This is a genomic window from Tautonia marina, assembly GCF_009177065.1.
Lineage (GTDB): Bacteria > Planctomycetota > Planctomycetia > Isosphaerales > Isosphaeraceae > Tautonia > Tautonia marina.
The window spans coordinates 135,978-149,649 of sequence record NZ_WEZF01000003.1 but is presented as its reverse complement, the minus strand read 5'-3'; the positions used below and the strand labels follow the sequence as shown (position 1 = coordinate 149,649).

12 protein-coding genes are annotated in these 13,672 nt (G+C 59.3%); 2 read left to right on the top strand and 10 right to left on the bottom strand.

The annotated features are described in order from the left end of the window. Window positions 1–44: 44 nt before the first annotated feature. The 9 genes from GA615_RS05175 to GA615_RS05135 all read right to left on the bottom strand — a co-directional run bounded on the left by GA615_RS05175 (window position 45) and on the right by GA615_RS05135 (window position 9,634). Window positions 45–452, bottom strand: a complete 408-nt coding sequence (locus GA615_RS05175; RefSeq protein WP_152050206.1) for a response regulator — start codon at window positions 450–452, stop codon at window positions 45–47. Between the two features lie 243 nt (window positions 453–695). Next, window positions 696–1,844: a DUF1571 domain-containing protein gene (locus tag GA615_RS05170; RefSeq protein WP_161602183.1), complete on the bottom strand. Its 1,149-nt coding sequence runs from the start codon at window positions 1,842–1,844 to the stop codon at window positions 696–698. Window positions 1,845–1,953: 109 nt separating this feature from the next. Then, a complete protein-coding gene (locus GA615_RS05165; RefSeq protein ID WP_152050204.1) occupies window positions 1,954–3,660 on the bottom strand; it encodes a GH3 auxin-responsive promoter family protein in 1,707 nt (568 codons plus the stop codon). 111 nt (window positions 3,661–3,771) lie between these two features. Continuing rightward, window positions 3,772–4,833, bottom strand: a complete 1,062-nt coding sequence (locus GA615_RS05160; RefSeq protein ID WP_235905100.1) for an alpha/beta hydrolase — start codon at window positions 4,831–4,833, stop codon at window positions 3,772–3,774. Between the two features lie 94 nt (window positions 4,834–4,927). Next, on the bottom strand, window positions 4,928–6,217 hold the full coding sequence (fabF, locus tag GA615_RS05155; protein ID WP_152050203.1) for a beta-ketoacyl-ACP synthase II: 1,290 nt from the start codon (window positions 6,215–6,217) through the stop codon (window positions 4,928–4,930). 53 nt (window positions 6,218–6,270) lie between these two features. Further along, window positions 6,271–7,593, bottom strand: coding sequence for a beta-ketoacyl-[acyl-carrier-protein] synthase family protein (locus GA615_RS05150; protein WP_152050202.1), 1,323 nt, complete (start codon window positions 7,591–7,593; stop codon window positions 6,271–6,273). 100 nt (window positions 7,594–7,693) lie between these two features. After that, window positions 7,694–8,269 (bottom strand): 3-hydroxyacyl-ACP dehydratase FabZ family protein, encoded by a 576-nt coding sequence (locus tag GA615_RS05145; RefSeq protein ID WP_235905098.1) that lies wholly within the window; start codon window positions 8,267–8,269, stop codon window positions 7,694–7,696. 137 nt (window positions 8,270–8,406) lie between these two features. Continuing rightward, window positions 8,407–8,799, bottom strand: a complete 393-nt coding sequence (locus tag GA615_RS05140) for an acyl carrier protein (protein ID WP_152050201.1) — start codon at window positions 8,797–8,799, stop codon at window positions 8,407–8,409. A gap of 286 nt (window positions 8,800–9,085) precedes the next feature. Further along, on the bottom strand, window positions 9,086–9,634 hold the full coding sequence (locus tag GA615_RS05135) for a 3-hydroxyacyl-ACP dehydratase FabZ family protein (protein WP_152050200.1): 549 nt from the start codon (window positions 9,632–9,634) through the stop codon (window positions 9,086–9,088). A gap of 314 nt (window positions 9,635–9,948) precedes the next feature. Here GA615_RS05135 and GA615_RS05130 point away from each other — a divergent pair, with 314 nt between their 5' ends. Next, window positions 9,949–11,745: a TolB family protein gene (locus tag GA615_RS05130; protein ID WP_152050199.1), complete on the top strand. Its 1,797-nt coding sequence runs from the start codon at window positions 9,949–9,951 to the stop codon at window positions 11,743–11,745. A gap of 16 nt (window positions 11,746–11,761) precedes the next feature. On the opposite strand, the gene GA615_RS05125 is transcribed toward GA615_RS05130, so the two are convergent. Beyond that, window positions 11,762–12,898, bottom strand: a complete 1,137-nt coding sequence (locus tag GA615_RS05125) for a M28 family peptidase (protein WP_152050198.1) — start codon at window positions 12,896–12,898, stop codon at window positions 11,762–11,764. 197 nt (window positions 12,899–13,095) lie between these two features. Here GA615_RS05125 and GA615_RS05120 point away from each other — a divergent pair, with 197 nt between their 5' ends. Then, entirely contained in the window at window positions 13,096–13,443 is a 348-nt protein-coding gene (locus GA615_RS05120; RefSeq protein ID WP_152050197.1) for a hypothetical protein, read from the top strand. Window positions 13,444–13,672: the final 229 nt, after the last annotated feature.

Below are 13,672 nucleotides of genomic sequence, written 5' to 3'. Positions count from 1 at the left end.
GGCAAAGCACACCGCCTGACCGCCGGACCTCAGGCCGCAGACTCTTAGCCTGCGGCGCCGGGTTGATCGGCCTGATAGAACTTTTCCATCGCCCGGGTAACCACATAGATGACGACATTCCGGCTCACCGGCTTGGCCAGGACACAAAACGCGTGAGCGGACAGGGCTTTCCGCAAGAGGTTATCGTCCTGATCGGCCGAGATGAGGATCATCGGCAAGACCCCCTTGATCTGCCGAATCAACTGCATCGTTTCCAGGCCGCTGAGGCGAGGCAGGTGCATGTCCATTAAGGCGAGGTGAACAACCTCGTCACGAGCAATATCAACGGCCTGCTCGCCGGTCTCCGCCAGGAGGGTCCGGTATCCGGCAGGCTCGAAGATCTCTCGGAGCGACTCTCGGGTCTCGGAGTCGTCGTCCGTGATCAGAATCGAGAAAGGAGAATCGCCAGTCACGGGACGTATCTCACCCAGCAGGCGTCAGATCGGTGTGAGGTCACTCTCAAGAGACAGCAAATTGTAGACCGGAGCGGAATTCAAGTCGAGAATTGTCTGGGATTCCGTCGTAACCCATTCAGAGAAATGGGTTTGTGGTCAGTGGTTCTGGGCGTTTTTCCCTCTTATGTCAGCTGGACGGTGATTGAGTGTGCCAGTTTGGCAGGCGTGGAGAGGGGTAAACGTTGAGATCGAGGCGTCTGATTACTCCGGTTGTCCCGTTGCAAGGCGGTCGATCGGCAGTGCAATAGGCCGGCCGAACCGAACCGCGGGGTCGAAGGCGTCGGATGCAGCGAGCTCTTCCAGATCAGTCTGGATGTCCTGGAAATGGTAGCGCTCCAGGAGTTGCCCATCGGGAGCTGTGGCCTCAAGGAGTAACGGAAGGCTGCTCGCCTGATCCACCACGAGCCTCCAGAATTCGCCCTCGGGAGTTCTTCGCAGGACTTCAAGGCAGGTGACCTCGAAATCGTCGGGGACGTGAGGCCCCTCGAGCGTGAAATTCCCCAGCGAGGGATCTCCCGATCGGACTCGATCAACTTGTTCCTTGGTCTGTGTGAGAATGTGTAAGAGCCCCGCTTCGGTGATGGGATGGCGGCTGTTGCTCAAGGCAAGCGGACTCGAAGGTTCAAGCTGCATGGGAGGGACTGGGATCAGGGTCTTCCCGAGCTTGATGTGCATCATCCCGTTGCATTCCGTCTCAGAGTAGAGCACCTCTCGACCACGATTCGGCCCATCCGGCCATTCCAGACGGACAGCAAAGGGTTCGGTGCGAACATTCAAGACAACTTGCTCGGCAGGCTGCAACGAGTCTCGGACACGTTCCTGGCGATCCAGCGTGACCCGGTAATTCTGGATGCTGGTTAATCGAGCAATCCCCAGGTCCATCACGCGGTCAATTGCGTCGAGATCGTCCGGTGGCTCAGAGACCTCGTCCTCAGGGGGGCGAGAAACAAGGGTTGAGTGAGGCTCGACGCCCTTAGGATCGATCGGAGGATCGGATCGATCCGTCAGGTGATCCTCCAGCTCAGGAGGGGACGGCGCAGGCACCGGGGTGGCGATGGGAACGAATCCCGAACCAGGAGGTGACAGCGGTTCGGGCGTTGGAATCCCGTTGGGAACGATTGGAGGAGGGGTCCGGTTCAGGCGAGAGGCGTAAGAATCGCTGAGTCCGGTTCCGTGCTCGACCGGGGGAGCGTGCTCGTGAGCCGGCGCGAGCCGATGCTCGCCGAACCGAGGGCCCCAGGTTTTCTGGAACGGAGCACACCCTGAAACCATGATCAACACGACCGCCGTGAGGGCACGACGCGGTGAGCCATGGCGACGGATCTCACTCCAGTGCTGACCCGATGTCATCCCTTTGGCCTCCGAGCCGGGACTTGGTGACATCCATGTCCGCTTGCCGATGCCGAGATCGGCTCAACGGTGTTCGGGGATGTGCGACTCCACCGATTCGAGAAAGCGGTCAGGCCGCTCCCGATTGCTTCGGCTCATCGGCAAAGGTAAAGGTCGAAATGACCTTCAAATCCGAGAGCAAGCAAGGTTGTTTATACTGCTCAAGGGTCCCACCGGTCGAGGCCAATCGGCGCGATCGGAAGTCGGTCCAGGATCCAGGGACGACGCGACGCACCTGGAGTGGACCAAGGCGATGCGTGTCTCGCTTGTTTTCATACTCGACGTTGTGTCGACAGAGTTCCCGGTCAACACGCTCGGCGAGCGACTTCGGATCAACGGCTCCGGAGAGATCGTCCGATTCGACCAGCAGGGAATAAAACGGGGGATCACCCCAAGTCGGCAAGACGATGAAGGAACCGAGGGTGAGCCCTAGATCCTTCTGCGCCGTCTTCAACGCGCTGACGACCTGAAATTCCGACAGTTTCTCTCCAGTCATGCTGGAGATGTGAGACCCTTTGTTCAGGAAAGTTAACAGGGGGGCTCGTCCTTCGAAGCCGACACACTGAACCAGATCGCGAATCTGGTAGCGGTAAAGACCGCCGGCGGTGGTCAGGAGGATGAAATAGCGACGGCCTTCCACAAGGTCAGCCGCTCCGATGGCTTCGGGCTGATCGTCGTCCTCGGCTTCTTCGGGAATGAACTCAAAATAGTGGTGCTGATAATCTAGGATTCCCGCCGGAGAATGGTCTTCGACCGGGATCGTCATCCGTCCTTCGGAAGCGATCAGACCGGGGTCTCGGATTGGGGCTTCGCCGAAAACGTCGCTGAATTGGTTCAGGTAGGCGCCCATTGTGCCGCCAGTCCAGTTGGCGACCATTTGCAGGTCGGTCCAGTAGTCCTTGGGGAGCAATCGACCGGTTCGGTTGACGACTTCTTCCAGACGGCGGGCCGTCCGAGGGCGACGGAAGCGGGTTCGAAGGCGGAGGCTCTTGCGAACGTCGTCCGGAAGCTCCCACTTCGGATCGATCCGTCCATCGTGGAGATCGCGAATCAAGGTTTCCTTCTCTCGATCCCCTAATCGAGCGATGCCAAGCAGGGTGCTGGGGTTGGCGGCGATGATCGCGCCGAGGTTGCGAGCGACCGAAAGTCGCAGGGCAACGTAGTATTTCGCTTCGACATTCTTGATCCGCGACGCCGACGGTGGCATGCAGTAGTTCAGGCGCACGAGCGGATGCTGCATGGCGGCGGTCAGGCCCGTAATCGCTCCACACGGGATTCCCGCCGAGGTGGACGATTCTCGCCAATCACTTGCTAGCTGGAGGATGGGACGCATCCCGTCGCGGAGCATCCCCTCGTGAGCATCAAAGGCGAGAATTCCCCAGATCTTCCACCCGTCTCGGTAGGCGTTGAGCGATTCTCGAGTAACGGGAATCGTCTTCGGGCGAGCAGTGGTCCCGGAGGTCATGGCGAACATCATGACCTCGGTATTGGGACCGAACAGCGCGGAGGTGTGCCCCTCTCGAACCCGAGCCAGATAGGGTTCCATCCGATCATAATCGCGAATGGGAACCCGCCGACGGTAATCCTCGGGGGTCTTGATCGAGGAAAAGCCATGCTCTCGACCGAAATCGCTCTCGGCATGGCGTTGCAACATCGCCAGCAGTCGATCACGTTGGATTTGATCGGCCTGGGCGGTCGATTGAAGAAAATCGCGAGCGAGCCTCCGGGCCCGCTCGGCCATGGGTGCGCCTGCCCACCGGCGAATCACATGGAACATCGGGTCTTTGGCTCGACGAGGAGGTGAAAGTCATCCAAAGCCGGACCATCGAGCAAGTGTGACGGTCCGGGCATCCCTGCGTCAGCATGAGACGACGAGTTCGCTCATCTGTCAACCCGAGACGGTGGACCGATGGGCTGAGGAGAGCGAGACTTCCAGCAGGAACGGGTTGATGGCCTGCCCATCAAGGCCAGAAATGTCGACCTGGGACGAGGGGCCGCGCGGCGCTGAATTCCGAAAGAAGGTGGAAACCCGGTACCGGTACTCGTCGGGAACAATCTCCCGACAGCGATTATGCTTGGCTCCGGGAACCAGCCAGAGTTGCTTCGGTTCCCGGGCGGCATCAAAGAGGCCCTGCGCGATTGAGGGACCGATGTAGGCGTCTCGTTCACCGTGAATCATGAACAGAGGGCGAGGGGACAGTCGAGCCGCGGCGCGCTCAATGTCAGGGAAGACACGTCGAAGGCGCCACTGGGAGCGGAGGCGGCCCACCCATCCCACAAAGGCGAACATTGAAATGGGCATGTATCGCCAGACGAACCAGCGGCCGACGTAAATTTCTGCCCATCGAAGGATGTAGGCCAGCATGGTTCCCCGAGTCGGGAAGGCGCCGTCTGTGGCGACGGCCCAGACATCACGCGCATCGGCGGCAACGCACAGGGCGGATCCCCCACCCCGGCTGACACCGAACAGGGCGAAGCCGGCGGGATCGTGGTCGGGGCGAGATCGCAGGTAGTTCAGGGCCGCCTGAAGATCACGGATCTCCCGCCCGCAGACCCACTGGAAGGGTTCGTAACCTTCCTCGGTGTCGCTATTGCCATGATTCCGGAAGTCGAAGGTGAACAGGTCGAAGCCTTCGTCTCGAAGGTAATCGGCGTAGGCCAGAGCACTCCAGCGATTGCCGAGAAACTCGTGGCAGAAGACGACCACGCCCAGTCGTTCGGGAGTTCGGGCCCGGAAATAGCTCCCGACAAGTTCCAGTCCGTCACTGGTTGCGAAGGTGACTTCTTCCGCCTCGGGCAACGGATCGACGCGGAGTGGGAAGAAGACCGGGCGTTCCTCGAAGATCCGGCTGACATAGGGGGTGTACCGAACAAGGATGTAGACGACGAACGTCAGCATCCCGATGAATGGCAGCGAGGAAAGGAGCAAAACAACCTGGGTGCTGGACACGTGGTGATCACTCCGAACGGACGAGCGTCGTCAAGCCGAGCCGACACGAAACAAGCGTCGGACAGGGATCCTTCGAAACATCAATGAACGAGGATTAATCTCGATAACGCCCGAGAATCAAGGCAATGTTCTGTCCACCGAAACCGAAGCTATTCGAAAGCGCGAGATCCACCTTCAAGGAACGGGCTTCGCCGGGAATGTAGTCGAGATCGCAATCGGGGCTGGGGTGCTCAAGGTTGGCCGTTGGGGGGACCACACCGTCTCGAATGGCAAGTAGGCAGGCGATCGCCTCGACACTTCCGGTGGCCGCGATCAGGTGGCCCATCATGCTCTTGGTGCTGGAGATCGGAACCTTGTACGCCCAGTCTCCAAGCGATCGCTTGATAGCAAGCGTTTCGATCCGGTCGTTGACCTCGGTACTGGTCCCATGAGCATTGATGTAATCAATCTGCTCGGGGGTGATACCGGCATCTCGGATCGCTTCGTTCATGCACGTAATGGCGCCTCGCCCCTCATCATGACTATCGGTGAGGCGGAAGGCATCGGCCGTCGAGCCGTATCCGAGGACTTCCCCGTAGATGCGGGCTCCGCGGCGGGTGGCATGATCGAGTTCCTCAAGCATGAGCATGCCGGCCCCCTCTCCGATGATGAAGCCATCTCGATCTCGATCGAAGGGACGGCTTGCATGCTGGGGGTCGTCGTTACGCGTGGAGAGGGCCGTGAGTAAATTGAATCCCGTGACGCCGAACGGGTGGATCATGCTATGAGTGCCCCCGGAGAGCATGACATCGGCATCTCCGTAGCGGATCAATTCCACGGCCTCACCAATGGCCTGAGCACTGGCGGCACAGGCCGTCAAGCAACTGGCATTCGGGCCTCGGGCGTCGAGATAACTTGCAAGGTGAGCCGAAGCGGTCCCAGGATCTTGCTCAGCTTCGTGAATCGGGTGAAGCAGGTCCAGACCTTGCCGGACAAACGAGGCCGTATTGACCTGATTCGTGTCCTTGCTGGCCCGATGGACGAGATCCACGAACCGAGGGAAATCTTGCTGCCCCTCCCCTGCCCCTAGATAAACCCCGAACGACGCAGGGTCGGGACGCGAGTCCTGAGTATACCCGGCGTCGTCAAACGCCATCTTGGCGGCAGCAAGGGCGAACTGAGTGTTCCGGGAAAACTCGCTGTAGCGATCCGAGTCTGGAAGATAAGCGTTCAGGCGGAAGTCCTTGACCTCCGCCGCGATCTGGGTCGGAAACGTTTTGGCATCGAAGAGGGTAATGCGATCGACCCCGCTACGACCTGCCAGCAAGGCTTTCCAGGTCGATTCCAGGTCAGACCCGACAGGGGTAACCATTCCCATCCCGGTAACGACGACGCGACGTCGCATAAGTGAATCCTCGGGCAACGCGGCCGATGACGCCCAGATTGCAGGTGAAGTGCTCAGGAGGAGACCGACTCTACGGGGCCGACCCGGACAGCGAGGGCGGCAACTTGCCCGTAACGGTTCAGATTCAAATTGACGAAGACGGGATTCTCGGTCGGACGGGGATCACCGTGAACGACGTCGATCTCGCACTTCGGGTCCGGCTCGTCACAATTCAAGGTCGCCGGAATAAGACCCGCCTGGGTTCCAAGGAGACTGGCGATGAGTTCGATGGCACCGCAACCGCTCGCCGTGTTCCCGGTGTAACCCTTCAAGCCGGTCACCGGCACCGATCGACCAAAAACTCGATTGTAAGCCCGAGCCTCTGCCAGATCGGAATCGACGGTTCCCCAACCGTGAGCATTCACGTGGCCAACCTGATCGGGCGTCAGTTGGGAATCACGAAGGACGCCACGAACCGCCAACTCGGTTCCCCGACCCTCGTGATCGACCCCGTTCGAAGAGATGGCATCACAGGCTGAGGAGAATCCGAGCAACTCACCGTAGATGGTGGCCCCGCGGCGCCGGGCGTGTTCCAGTTCTTCAATGACAAGGATGCCGGCCCCTTCTCCGGGCACAACCCCACACCGGTGGGAATCGAACGGTCGGCAAGCAGCCGAAGGTTCTCCTTCCCAGGTGCAGTTGAGCTTGTTCAGCTTCATTCGGATGAAGCTGAGCGGGTGAATTTTGGAGTCAGCTCCACCGGTAATCATCACATCGGCCTGGCCGCGTTGAATGATGCGGAATGCCTCTCCGATGGCAGCATTGGAGGCGGCTTCACCCTGCGTGATCGTGTTGCTCGGTCCTCGACAGTCGTTCAAAATCGAGATGTGGCACGCAAGCATGTTTGGTAAGTACTTGAGCATCCAGAGCGGTTCAATCTCAGGAATGCCATCGCGCCCGTACACCTCAAAGTCGAACGATCCGTCCTCCCGGGTGGCGAGATTAATGGCGGGTGCCAGTTCGTCGAGATCCGTCGAGATCATCCCCGCACCCAGATCAATGCCGATTCGATCGGGATCGATCTGGCCATCAATAAGTTTGCCGTCCACCACGGCAAGTTCGGCGGCGGCCACTGCGAGTTGAATGTCGCGGGCCATGTATTTCAAGTTTTTCTGAAGTGCCTTGCGATGTTTGTCGATAGCCAGTGCCTTCGGATGAAAGTTGATCACTTCACCCGCGGCGGCGCACGGTAAGCCATCAATCTCGAAGGAACTTAACCGATCAACACCGCCGCGTCCCTCGCGCAGCGCCGACCAGTTGGCCTCGAGGCCGATGCCGAGTGGGGAGATCAGCCCCAACCCGGTGATCACGACGCGGCGTTTTGGAACGACGACCATGAGCAAGACCTGAAACGGGGCGTGGGTACTCGTTGGGGAAACATCAAGTGAGCGCTTCCCGATCAACCGGAAAAAGACGAAGCACGAGGCAAACCATCAGTCAGTCACGCTGTCCGGCGAGATTCTGACTGGATTCTGACGAGGGAAGGTCGGGCTGGTCCCCGGAAACGTCAGCGGGTTCGTCCGGAGGCGGAAGTTGCCGAGCGCGGTCCTGGGCCTTGGCCAGATCCAGCACTCCCAGGAGTTGCTGGGTGAAGACAAAATTCTTCGGGCCAAAGATCTGATTTGATCGTGACTGGTCGAGATGAGCAAAAACGATCTCGACATCGGCGAGCAATTGGCCGTCGAGAAATGCCTTGGCATCGACGACGGCTCCCTCGCTCCGCAGGTCGGAGAGGGTCACCTCGTAGATCAGTTGATCACCTGCGCAGGCAACACCGTGAAACTCGGCCCGGGGAATTTTGGCCAGGACGACTTTCTCGGCGAAGCCCTTGGCTTCACCGACCAGGATACCTCCGGTTTGGGCCAGGCCCTCGATGATCAGCGAGGCTGGCATGACCGGATATCCGGGGAGGTGGTCGTGCAGATGTTCCTCGGCCAGAGTGAGGTTTTTGATCGCCTTGGCGAACTCTCCACTCCGGAACTCAAGGAATTTGTCGATCCAGATCCATCTCATGGCGGGACCGCAGGGGGGTAGAGCGACAGACCGTTCCGGAAAGGGGTGGACACGGTCTGTCGCGGAGACGGCTCAAACGTGACTCGGGCCCCAACTTCGAGACCCGCTGATGCCTGTCGTTACGAGGTCAATGACCCTCAGGACTTGGTCCCGTCGAGTTTGTTCGAGACATACTGAACGAGCGTCTCAACCGTGTAGAGATTCATCAGTTTGTCGACCTGCGGGTCGGCTTCAAACTCGGTGAGATCCGCGAACGGCATGCGCTGCTTGATCTCTTCCAGGCCCTTGGGGGTGAGTTTGCCGTTCTCGGTGAATTCCGGGTCGGAGATATTCTCCGGGAACAGTTCACCGCGAGGAATCTTGATACTGAAATTCCGCTCGAGGCGGAACACAATATCCAGCAGATCGATGGATTCTGCACCGAGGTCGCCGAAGAGGGTGGCGTCTTTGGTGACGTCCTCCTCGTCAACTCCGAGGGCATCGACGAGTGTCGACTGGACCTTCTGGTAGATTTCGTCGTGGGTCGGCATGGTTCCCTCGATCTGCCTGGTGTGTAGAGAGGTCTAAACGGGACCAAGGGAGCCGGGTTCTCCGACCGGCTGCAACCAATGATCCACGTATGGAAGGGGGAAGGGTCCGAGTCGCACGGGCCATCCTCGGCCTCGACGAATCGAAGATGTCAATCGGGGCGGTTCGGGCGAGGACGCCATCATGACCGGTTTCCCGAATCTTTGCAACATCATCGGCCGGGACGGACGATGACTGCAGTCCATCGCCTGATTCGGGTTCGCAAGCCTGAGTCGATCCTGCGTCCGATCAAGACGAATGGGACGAACTAGTCATCACGGCAGGTTCGCTAACCGAACCGTTCCGACTCATGGCCTTCGCGGCAACCGAACCCTTGCGGAGCGTTGCGTAGAGATCTCTCATCTGCTCGACGATCTGAGTGTCGGTTCGATGAAGCGCGGGGTCGCGTTCACGAAGGTTGTAACGCATGAGGGTGAATCGACCGCCGACCATGACCTGATCGTCGATGACCCCTTTTCCCTTGAATTCGGATTCCCGATCTCCGTGCTTGATCAGATCGACCTGCAGGACGAGGCGACGGCCTGGTTCAACAAAACTGCCGTACTTGATCGTCCGCGCCTGCTTGAGCAAGATCACGCTATGAGAGAAGTCTTCCATGTCTCGAATCAGCCAGGCACCCGCTTGCGCCAGGGCTTCGAGCATCAACACGCCAGGCATCACGGGGAAGCCCGGGAAGTGGTCGGCCAAGTACTCTTCGCCGAGCGAGAGATTCTTGACCGCCTCGAGACGCCTTCCAGGCTCGAGGTCGAGGATCCGATCGATGAGCACGAATCTCATGGATGCTTCTCAACTCAAGGTGTGGCCCGGTCGGGAGTTCGAGGTTCGAAATGCGCCTCGGGGAACGTACAGGAGGGCCGACGGATAATCATCGGCACACTATAATCAAGACCGGACGGAACCAACAAGGCTATCCCCGTGCACGGCAGCAAGTTACCTTGGAAATCTGCTTGAGTTTAACCCCCAAGACGATTCGGTCAAATGAAAGACCAAGGCGGTTCGGCTTCTGATTGTTGCCCAGATCTCCCATTCCGCAAAATCGGCATAATGGGGCGCGTTTCTGCCTCCTTCATCCCACGAGAGTGTCACAGCCCATGATCGCTTCCTTGTTGACCAATCTGGTGATGGTTGGCGTTTTGATGAGTGAGGTTTCGGATCCGCCCGTGGTCTGGTCTCCATCGGGTGATTGGGTTGCGTTTGTAGTCGCGACACCGTCGGTTGAGCATTCGCTGGCACGATTCCCCTTCTTTCCGCCCGAGAATGATTGGGCCGAGTCGAACGCGACCCGATCCGATCCTCTGGGCTCCGGACGAACCTATCGGCTCTGGGCCGTTCGGGTTACGGATGGCCAGGCGTTGAAGGTGGCAGAGAGTTCCTACTCCCTCTCCTCCCCTGCGTGGGGACCGGACGGTCGAGGACTGGCGTTCGTTCAGGTCGTGGAAGATGACCGAGACGACTCCTTGAGCTGGGAGGTTGTAATTTCTTATGGCGAAGACCGGGAGGTGGTCCGTCGCCGGCCGCTGCTTCGAAGACCGGACCGGGGCGAGGTCCTCATGGCGGAGTCGGTTGGCTGGGAGCCGAGAGGGGGGGTGTTGGCGGTCCCCGATCCAGATCATGCGGCGGTCGAGTTGATCGAACTCAAAACCGGGGAAACGCTCAGGCAACTCGATGACGCCCGGTTCTTGTCGTTTTCACCCCTCGGGAGTCGAATGGCCTTTTTTCGGTCCCGAGGAGACCGGTGGGAGCTGATCGAGAGTGACCTGGACCTGGGGCCGGAGTCGGATCGCCCCGTTGATCTCGTCGCCCAGCCCTGTCAGCCAGCCTCATGGACTTCGGACGGGCAGTCGCTGCTTTACTTGAAACCGGGAAATCCCTCGGCCGAGGGGCGACAGGTTCGGTTATTTAGCTATCGGATGAGCGAGCGAGTCCCTCGGGAGGTCAAGGAGATTGAGAGCCCGGCCTTGCCCGGGGAGCAGATTCTCGGTTCTTACCTGAGCATTGGTGCGGATGGGCTCGATCAGTTCTTCGTGGTCCAGTTCTCAGGTCGGTCCACGGCGATCGCATACCATCAGGGAAGCCATCCCATTGATCGGATTCATCCGTTTTCGGGGCTGGGCATGATCGGAGCACCAAGCCTGTCTCCTCGGGGAGATCAGCTTGCCTTTCGATTCGGAGGACCAGGGGGCGGATCGCTTCCGGCAAGGATCACCCTGAAGGACAAGCGACTGCATCCGTTGCTTCCCGACGACGAACTTCGAGCAGCCTGGATCGTCGCCCTCGCAGAGGCTGCGGAGCCAGGCACTCCGCCTCGGGAGCGGCCGACCCGATTGCCCCTCGCGGCCGAGCTTGGCGAGGTTGGGCCGTCTCAGGCATCGTACAAGCGACTTGCGGAGCTAGGTTCCCGACTGACCCGAGACCTGGAAACCAATCCGGTGAGTCGATCGCTGCGGGTGAGACCAATCGCGTTCTATGCGTACCTCCAGCAGGATTACGACGGGGTCGATCGAGTCTTGCACGAGTTGACGCGAACGGCGATGAATGCGGATCAGGCCCTGAGACTCCTCGGATTCCAGGCACAGCTGTGCCTGGCTCGAGGCAAGGATCAGGAGGCCCGAGAGATGCTTGAGTTCATTCGGCACCAGCACCGCGACGAGATCGCCCGGATTGAGGAAGACGGTAATGGGGGATACACCGTTTCTCGAGGCGTGCTCAATCGAGTCTCCTGGCCTGACGAACTCTGGAAAGCCTCAGAACAACAGGTCGAGCCGAGATCCGGAACTCGTCTGGAAACGCCTGCAGAACCTCCGCAGGCGGCTCCTTCTCCCTTCGACAACGCAGTCACTCCAGAGGGGGCACCTCGTTCCTTGATCGAGATTCCCCCTCGGCCTTGACACCAACGAGGAAGGATTAGAGGACCGTAAAGAGGACGACCTGAGCGATTCGAACCATGCTCGATCGTTGCGAGGTCGTGATGGCGCCCTCTTCGACCCAAAGGGCGATTCGTCCCACCATCCCCCGCATCATGAGGCGTTGGGGGCCCGGGATGCGAAGCTGTTCCTGGTGTTCGAGGAGTTGAGCCAGAACCATCCCGATCGCTTCCGCCTCTTCGATCCACGGTGTGCGATCGGTATCCCACTTCGGCAGAGCATCCGCGGAACTCGCCTGGCGAACGAAGCGTTCGATGAGCGTGGTTGCAGCCGTGAGCTTGGCATAGTCGATGGTTTCGGGAACATCGTCGGGTGAGTGGTAAACGGGGTTCTCCCCGGTCGAGAAAAACAAGAACGGAATCTGGTTCCAGCGAAACGGCCCATAATCGCTACGATCGATGACGAGTAAATCGGCGCCAACGATCCCGACTTCAAGCGGAAGCCCGGCGGAAGCGTTGGTAATCCAGGGGCGCAAACCTGGACTATGTTCGGTGCCCATCACGAAGAGCATGTTCTCGCAGATTCCCGCAAGTGATCGTCCGAGCATGTCAGCGGTCAGGAACAACCCGATTTGCTCCAGCGGGACCGGTGGTTGTCTGACAAAATGTTGAGATCCCAGTAAGCCCTCTTCTTCCAGATCGAAGAAGACAAAGAGGATACCTCGGGAAGGACGATTCGGACCGTCCATGAGGCATCGGGCAACTTCGAGGACCATGGCCACGGCCGTCGCGTTGTCGTCGGCCCCGGGGTAGAGCTGCCCTCCGCGGATTCCGAGGTGGTCATAGTGTGCCGAGAGAATGATCCAGGAATCGGCCTGCTCGGGATCGGTTCCTGGGAGGCGAGCGGCAATGTTGCGACCGTTCAAACCCCCGGACGCGAATTCCTGGTCAAAGCGATCGCCGAACGCCGGCTCAAGTCCGATTTCCTGGAGTTGTTCGATCAAAAAGTCGCCAGCGGCGCGGCCCCCTTCGCCCCGACGTCCTTCGAATTCGGGTGACGCCAGGCGAAACACATCCTCGCGGAGTCGGATCAAATCCGGACCTGTTGCCGACGCGAACGGAACCGCAAAACCCGAGCCGATGAGGATGAAGACGGCAATGTCGAGCGGACGGCGCATCAAATCTCCTCCTGATGTTACTGATCGAGGCTGACCCTCAGAGGCTCCGTTCCTGAGGGACTTTTGGGCGACACCATCCCGACGAGCGTCACGAACCGAACTTCAGAGAGAAAAACATCGGGCTGGAGCCGCCGCGCGGGACGTTTCAGGTCGATCATACTCGGGACTCTGGCGGAGTCGAAACACGGAGGTGAGGCATGACCCGCAGGATGATCGTGGCTTCGGCAATTCTGTTCGGCCTGACTGTTGGATTCGTTGCGGCACCGCAACAGGCCAAGGCCCAGGATTGGACCTCGTTCTACCACTGGCCCTACGTACCGCCCCAGGTTCCCGGTAACGGGGTTCAGAACAATCAGCTTTACGATGGCTGGTACCTCTATCCCAAGGAAATGCGGATTGTCCCGCAGATCCAGGGACCTTACTACCGCAACTTCTACGGTGGGAAGAAATTGTTCGGCCTGGATCGACAGCCGCACTGGTTCCACGACTGGAGCAACAAGAAGAAGTACTATCAAGGACATCACTTCGTCCTCGATGTCTTCTAAGTCGTAAGCCGGCTTGACGGCGACGATGAGACAATTGCTTCGACGCGAGGGGAGGCGGGCCGATTTTTGGCTCGCCTCCCCTCGTGCTTGTTGTGGAAGACGCAAAGGGGAATCCGGTGCCATCTTCCTCGGTCGTCGCGGAGAGAACCAACGCATGCCAAGCAGAGCATTCCGAGACGACCATCGGCATTAATTCGCCATTTTCAGGAGTGATGCAAGAAAGAGAAGA